This window comes from Streptomyces sp. NPDC059477, assembly GCF_042749375.1.
Lineage (GTDB): Bacteria > Actinomycetota > Actinomycetes > Streptomycetales > Streptomycetaceae > Streptomyces.
This window is the reverse complement of sequence record NZ_JBHYUG010000176.1, coordinates 1-5,299: the sequence shown is the minus strand read 5'-3', so window position 1 is coordinate 5,299 and position 5,299 is coordinate 1. Positions and strand designations below refer to the sequence as shown.

The 5,299-nt window shown below is 70.3% G+C and carries 8 protein-coding genes; 2 read left to right on the top strand and 6 right to left on the bottom strand.

Annotation, left to right across the window (positions count from 1 at the left end):
* Positions 1-72: 72 nt before the first annotated feature.
* Both ACFXAZ_RS39280 and ACFXAZ_RS39275 read right to left on the bottom strand, forming a co-directional pair.
* Positions 73-1,071 (bottom strand): anion permease, encoded by a 999-nt coding sequence (locus ACFXAZ_RS39280; RefSeq protein WP_384601796.1) that lies wholly within the window; start codon positions 1,069-1,071, stop codon positions 73-75.
* An 8-nt stretch (positions 1,072-1,079) separates the two neighbouring features.
* Entirely contained in the window at positions 1,080-1,700 is a 621-nt protein-coding gene (locus tag ACFXAZ_RS39275; protein ID WP_020269925.1) for a DUF47 domain-containing protein, read from the bottom strand.
* Positions 1,701-1,942: 242 nt separating this feature from the next.
* Between ACFXAZ_RS39275 and ACFXAZ_RS39270 the strand changes: the two genes are divergently transcribed.
* On the top strand, positions 1,943-2,320 hold the full coding sequence (locus ACFXAZ_RS39270; protein WP_384601793.1) for a metal-sensitive transcriptional regulator: 378 nt from the start codon (positions 1,943-1,945) through the stop codon (positions 2,318-2,320).
* A gap of 173 nt (positions 2,321-2,493) precedes the next feature.
* Here the strand turns inward: ACFXAZ_RS39270 and ACFXAZ_RS39265 are convergent, their stop codons facing one another.
* Positions 2,494-2,673: a hypothetical protein gene (locus tag ACFXAZ_RS39265; protein ID WP_382683823.1), complete on the bottom strand. Its 180-nt coding sequence runs from the start codon at positions 2,671-2,673 to the stop codon at positions 2,494-2,496.
* Between the two features lie 141 nt (positions 2,674-2,814).
* Positions 2,815-3,657, bottom strand: a complete 843-nt coding sequence (locus ACFXAZ_RS39260) for a hypothetical protein (RefSeq protein WP_384601790.1) — start codon at positions 3,655-3,657, stop codon at positions 2,815-2,817.
* Between the two features lie 189 nt (positions 3,658-3,846).
* Here ACFXAZ_RS39260 and ACFXAZ_RS39255 point away from each other — a divergent pair, with 189 nt between their 5' ends.
* Positions 3,847-4,020 carry a hypothetical protein gene (locus tag ACFXAZ_RS39255; RefSeq protein WP_384601799.1) on the top strand — a complete coding sequence of 58 codons (174 nt, stop codon included), beginning with the start codon at positions 3,847-3,849 and terminating at the stop codon, positions 4,018-4,020.
* A gap of 34 nt (positions 4,021-4,054) precedes the next feature.
* On the opposite strand, the gene ACFXAZ_RS39250 is transcribed toward ACFXAZ_RS39255, so the two are convergent.
* Together ACFXAZ_RS39250 and ACFXAZ_RS39245 are read right to left on the bottom strand one after the other, a co-directional pair.
* Entirely contained in the window at positions 4,055-4,477 is a 423-nt protein-coding gene (locus tag ACFXAZ_RS39250; RefSeq protein WP_384601787.1) for an NUDIX hydrolase, read from the bottom strand.
* 62 nt (positions 4,478-4,539) lie between these two features.
* A partial coding sequence (locus ACFXAZ_RS39245; RefSeq protein ID WP_384601784.1) for a CHAD domain-containing protein occupies positions 4,540-5,299 on the bottom strand: 760 nt, incomplete at its 5' end.

The following is a 5,299-nucleotide window of genomic DNA, read 5'->3' as shown; positions in this document are numbered from 1 at the left end:
CTTTTAGGGGCGCGGGGAACTGCGCGAGCAACCACGACGGAAGCCGCGCGTAGGAGACTCGTGCAACCACCCCTACAAAAACGCCAGTTTTACAATCCCGAAGCTCGCGGCAGCGACCAGCGCGGCGGCCGGCATCGTGATGAACCAGCCCAGCACAATGTTCTTGGCGACACCCCACCGCACCGCGTTCACCCGCTTTGTCGCGCCGACGCCCATGATCGCCGACGTGATCACATGCGTCGTGGAAATCGGCGCCTTGAAGATGAACGCCGTGGTGAACATGATCGCCGCGCCCGTCGTCTCGGCGGCGAATCCCTGCGGCGGATCGAGTTCGATGATCTTCCGGCCCAGCGTGCGCATGATCCGCCAGCCACCGGCGTACGTACCCAGCGAGAGCATCACCGCGCAGACGATCTTCACCCAGAGCGGAATCGGATCGCCCTGGTTCTCGACATCGGCGATGACCAGGGCCATCACCACGATGCCCATCGTCTTCTGGGCGTCCTGGAGGCCATGACCGAGAGCCATCGCGGCGGCCGAGACGGTCTGGGCGATCCGGAAACCGCGCTTGGCCTTGTGCGGATTGGCGTGCCGGAATATCCACATGATCGCCGTCATCACCAGATAACCGACGAGCAGCCCCACCAGCGGCGAGATGAACATCGGGATGATGATCTTGTCGACCACCCCGTTCCAGTACACCCGCGTCCCGCCCGCGAGCGCCGCGCCCACCAGACCGCCGAACAGGGCGTGGGAGGAGGACGAGGGCAGGCCGTAATACCAGGTGATCAGGTTCCAGGTGATCGCGCCGAGCAGCGCGGCGAACAGGATGCCCATGCCCGTGGAGCCCTCGGGCGTCTCGATCAGGCCCTCGGAGACGGTCTTGGCGATACCGCTGCCCAGGAACGCGCCGGCCAGGTTCATCACCGCAGCCATCAGCAGCGCGGCCTTGGGGGTCAGCGCCCGGGTGGAGACGGAGGTGGCGATGGCGTTCGCCGAGTCGTGGAAGCCATTGGTATAGGTGAAGAACAGCGCGACCAGGATGGTCACGACCAGGGCAAAGGTGTCCATGGCCGGGTTCAGGACTCCTTGACCGCGATGGTCTCCACCGTGTTCGCCACGTGCTCGAAGGCGTCGGCCGCCTCTTCCAGCACGTCCACGATCTGCTTCAGCTTGAGCACCTCGATGGCGTCGTACTTGCCGTTGAAGAGATGGGCGAGAAGCTTCCGGTGGATCTGGTCGGCCTGGTTCTCCAGGCGGTTGACCTCGATCCAGTATTCGGTGAGGTTTTCCATCGTGCGCAGATGGGGCATCGCCTCGGCGGTCAGTTCCGCGGCCCGTGCCAGCACCTCGATCTGCTGCTCGACACCCTTCGGCAGTTCCTCGACGTTGTAGAGGACGACGAGGTCGACTGCCTCCTCCATGAAGTCCATGATGTCGTCGAGGGAAGACGCGAGGGAATAGATGTCCTCGCGGTCGAAGGGCGTGATGAACGAGGAGTTCAGTTGGTGGAAGATCGCGTGTGTGGCATCGTCACCGGCGTGTTCGGCTGCCCGCATGCGCTCCGCGATCTCGGCCCGGGCAGACGCGTCCGCCCCGAGCAGTTCCATCAGGAGTTTCGAGCCCGTGACGATGTTGTCCGCAGAGGCGGCGAACATGTCGTAGAAGCTCGTCTCCCTGGGGGTCAGACGAAAGCGCACGTGGGGTCCTCTATGTGCTTCGGTTTCGGTCAGGGTGATGCTAGGCGCATCATCCGGCCACGGCTAATGGGCCGTCCCCCAGTGTCGCCCATAAAGCAGACTTGTCTTCACGGGGGCGCTACAAGGGGTAGGACCGGCCCTGCTGTGCGGTGTTCCGTACGGCGTTGGCCAAGGCACCTATACCCAGGAGAATTCGGTACCATATACCCAGTAGGGGTATGTGTCTGGAGTGGGAGGACGCGATGACGACCACAGAGGCCGGCGCGGGAGCGCCCTCCGTCCCCGTCACGGAGGACGTGGCGGACGCGGCGGTCACGGTCACTGACCATGACCGCGGGGTGCACGGCTACCACAAACAGAAGGACGAACACCTCAAGCGGCTGCGCCGGATCGAGGGCCAGATCCGCGGCCTGCAACGGATGGTCGACGAGGACGTCTACTGCATCGACATACTCACCCAGGTCTCGGCCTCGACCAAGGCGTTGCAGTCCTTCGCGCTGCAACTGCTGGAGGAGCACCTGCGCCACTGTGTGGCCGACGCGGCCGTCAAGGGCGGCGACGAGATCGACGCGAAGGTCGAGGAGGCGACGAAGGCGATCGGCCGGCTGCTGCGGACCTGAGCGATCGGCGAGATGTGAGGGACGTGGACGTGACCTGTATGTCCCGAGCGTCCTGAGATCGGCGTGTGGCTGAAAATGGCGGGCGGTGCGCGCGAGCGACCGCCCGTCTCGCTGTGCCAGGGGCGCCCGCGAGGGCTCAGCCGGTGCCCGCAGGGGCTCGTCGGCGCGCGGGCTCAGTCGCCCTGTGCGCCCCGCTCCTCCGCCACGCGCAGCACCTCGTCGATGCTCTCCAGGCTGAGCCGGTCCTCGTGCGCCGCCGACGCGGCGATGATCAGCTCCCCGCACAGCTCGATCTCGGCGAGTGCCACGTGGTCCTGAACTGCCGTACCGCCGACCGGAGCCACGTGCGTCACCTCGTCTCTGCCGTCACCGACTTCCTAGAGTAGGGACAGGTCTACACAACGCGCATGGCACGGAAGGGCTAGTTCTTGCGCCCCTATGCGCCCCTTACGCCCGGCGCGTGCGTGCGCTAAAGGGCCCGGCCCGTCCGGACCCTATTCCTCGGCGATCTTGCCCGCGTAGATGTCCGCGCTCTTCGGCAGGCGTACGTCGACGGGGGTGCCGAAGTCGTACAGCACCGTCGTCGAGGAGACCGCGACCGTGCCCGTGGCGTGTCCGCCCGCGAAGCTGAAGCGGTGCTCGACCTTGCGGATGCGCCCGGCGTCGTCGAGGAACACCTCGAACGGCACCTCGGGGGTGGCGAACCCTTTCGCCGCCGCGTGCAGCGCGTCCCGCCCGCCCTCGGAGGCGCCCTGCGCGGCCAGCGCCAGATCGGCGGTGCCCCGGTAGTGCCGTACCGCCGTGCCCTCGACCTCGGTCCGGCCGACGTAGGACGCCGTACGCGTCCCGCGCAGCACCTCGGCGGCGGCGAACGGGTCGGTGGCGCCGCCGGTGACGAGATTGCCGTCGGACAGGGTCGCCGTCTCGACCCGGACCCATTTGTCGGCGGGCACGCCGGCGCCCCGGTTCTTCATGAAGAGGGCGCCCGGCGCGAGGAGTTCGGTGATCGGGCGGCGCCCGTCGTTGCCCGCCGGGTCCTCGGGCAGCCGGACCCGCAGCTCGCCGAGCTGGCGGGTGTAGTCGTAGACGCCCTCGCCCCGGATGGTGACGCGGGTGCCGCCGGTGGCCATCTCCATCGACGTACGGGCCTTGGAGCTGCCAGCGGCGAGCAAGGTGTCGGCCGCCTTGTGCAGCACCGGGACGGGGTCGGCGGCGGGGCGGGGATCGTCGGCGGCGGGGCGCTCGCCCGCGCAGCCCGTGGCGGCCAGGCAGACACCGGCCATGAGTCCCGCGACGACCGTCCCGCCCGCCCTGCCCTGCCGCTGCCGCCGCTCCATCCCGCTGCCCCCAGCCGTCCGCCGGACCTCGCCGTGTCGTTCCGGTCGTTCCCGTTAACGACGGGCAGGCGGAGGCCGTCACGCCCGCGCGCTCCCGGGGGGACCGTGCGCCGGGGCGCACAAGGGGCCTGACGCCGTCATGACGCCCGCCCTGCGCACTCTTGGCCCCGCCTCGGTACGGTGGACGACGTGACCCCCCAGGACCGGTCCGTCGCCCCCCAGGACGATCCGGAACACAGCATCAGCATGGTCGAGCAGGGCCCGTTCTGCGTGGCCCGGTGCAGCTGCGGCTGGCGCAGCCCCGCGCGCCGGGCGCGCAGCCTGGCCCGGACGGACGCGCAATCGCATCGCGGGGACGGCTGAATCGCCCATGGCCGGCCGCTCGTGATCCGGAGACCTAGGCGCGTTCCAGGGCCCGTACGACGTCGTCCACCAGGTCCGCGTCGCGGGGCTGGGTCAGGCGGGTGCGGGCCTCGGCCGGGGTGAGCCACAGGATCCGGTCGACCTCGCGGTTGGGGACGAAGGCGCCGGTGACCGCCTCGGCCGCCCAGTAGCGGACCTCCTTGGGGCGGCCGGCCACGAGATAGCGCAGGGTGGTCAGCTCGGTGCCGGGCGCGGCCGTGTACCCGGTCTCCTCCGCCACCTCCCGCAGGGCGCCGGTCAGGGCGTCCTCGCCGGGCTTCAGCTTGCCCTTCGGATGCGACCAGTCATCGTATTTCGGGCGATGGACGAGGCAGACGCGCAGCTCGCCGTCGGACGGCGAGCGGCGCCACAGGACGCAGCCGGCCGCCAGGACCGGGGTGTCGTGCAGGGTGGTCACTCTCCAGCTCACCGTCCTCGCGAGTACCGGTGTTCGTACCGGATCGGGCTGTTCTTATGGAATCAGGGTGTTCGTACGGTTTCCTTCTGCCACGCCTGCTGGAACGCGAACCGGGCCGCCTCGACCTCGTGACGCTGATCGGCGTGCAGCACACCGAGGGCGTACGCCGTCGCCGGGGCGATGCGCGGGGTGCGCGCCGCCTGTGCGGCTGCCGCGGCGGCCTCGGAGGCGTCGCGGTGCCGGTTGAGCGCCCGGCCGGACTCCAGGAGGCGGACGTCCACGGGGGTGCCGGTGGTGCCGTGCAGCACCTCCAGGGCGTAGCGGTGCAGGCGCAGCAGGAGGCGGACCTGGTGCCAGGGGGCGTCCTGGGGGTGGGGGGAGGGGTCGGGGGAGAGGCCGTGGATGAGGGCCTCGGCGTTGTAGGGGTGGCCGGCGGTGACCAGGGGGAGGGCGGCGATGGCGTCCGTGAGGCGTTCCTGGGCGGCGAAGGCGGACTGGCGGAGGTCCGTGGCGGGGGCGGTGGGGGTGAGGGGGACCTCGCTGGCCAGGACGGCGACCTTGTCGGCGACGGCGTGGAAGCGGCTGCTGCCGAGGGCCTGGAGGGCGGTGGAGTGGGCGCGGGTGCGGGCGAGGGTGAGCTGGCGGTCGAGCAGGGCGCCTGCTTTGGCGGCGCCCACGGTGAGGTTGCCGCGGTCGGGGGTGGCGGTGGGGGGGGGGGGTGGGGGGGTGGGGGGGGGCGCCCCCCCCCCCGGGGGGGGGCGGGGGGGGGGGCCCCCCCCCCCCCCCCCGCCCCCCGGGGGGGCGGGCGCGCCCCCGGGGGGC

What these genes read in the sequence shown, in the direction of transcription:
- ACFXAZ_RS39280 (WP_384601796.1), bottom strand. Translation starts at nt 1,071, where the DNA reads ATGGACACCTTTGCCCTGGTCGTGACCATCCTGGTCGCGCTGTTCTTC.
- ACFXAZ_RS39270 (WP_384601793.1), top strand. Translation starts at nt 1,943, where the DNA reads ATGACGACCACAGAGGCCGGCGCGGGAGCGCCCTCCGTCCCCGTCACG.
- ACFXAZ_RS39260 (WP_384601790.1), bottom strand. Translation starts at nt 3,657, where the DNA reads ATGGAGCGGCGGCAGCGGCAGGGCAGGGCGGGCGGGACGGTCGTCGCG.